Source organism: Pseudoalteromonas sp. G5_S1_14_S5 (assembly GCF_054968605.1).
Genome location: NZ_JBQKUM010000237.1, coordinates 1 through 414, shown reverse-complemented (window position 1 = coordinate 414; position 414 = coordinate 1). Strand labels below are relative to the sequence as shown.

The following is a 414-nucleotide window of genomic DNA, read 5'->3' as shown; positions in this document are numbered from 1 at the left end:
ACGGTACTTGATGTATTATTTTCCGAGTTGATAACGCACACTCGCGGTAACCAATCTAAGGCGGCAAGAATGTTGGGTATCAATAGAGGCAACTTCAGAAAAAATTAAACGAGATCACAAGCATGGAGTTTGATAGCGATAAGTTCCGGTACATATCATGACTGTTAGAACTCTGCGGATGTTGCCGAGCAGCTTGAAAGGGGAAAGTTCTTAGGAACTTCCCACTTTATCTCAAAGATTTTTGGTCGGACTGACTGGATTTGAACCAGCGACCCCCGACACCCCATGACGGTGCGCTACCAAGCTGCGCTACAGTCCGATAAGCTTAATCTAATAAGTTTTTTCATATGCGTCAACTAGAATAATCTTAGATAAGAATATCACGGGTGAAAAACCAGCCTGTAAAACTGATTT

At 42.5% G+C, this 414-nt stretch carries 1 protein-coding gene and 1 tRNA gene; one reads left to right on the top strand and one right to left on the bottom strand.

All coding sequences use genetic code 11. The annotated features are described in order from the left end of the window. Window positions 1-27: 27 nt before the first annotated feature. Complete coding sequence (locus ACTRWI_RS22710) at window positions 28-108, top strand: helix-turn-helix domain-containing protein (protein WP_499129960.1); 81 nt, start codon at window positions 28-30, stop codon at window positions 106-108. Between the two features lie 134 nt (window positions 109-242). Here the strand turns inward: ACTRWI_RS22710 and ACTRWI_RS22705 are convergent. Beyond that, a tRNA-Pro gene (locus ACTRWI_RS22705) sits at window positions 243-319 on the bottom strand. Between the last annotated feature and the right edge of the window lie 95 nt (window positions 320-414).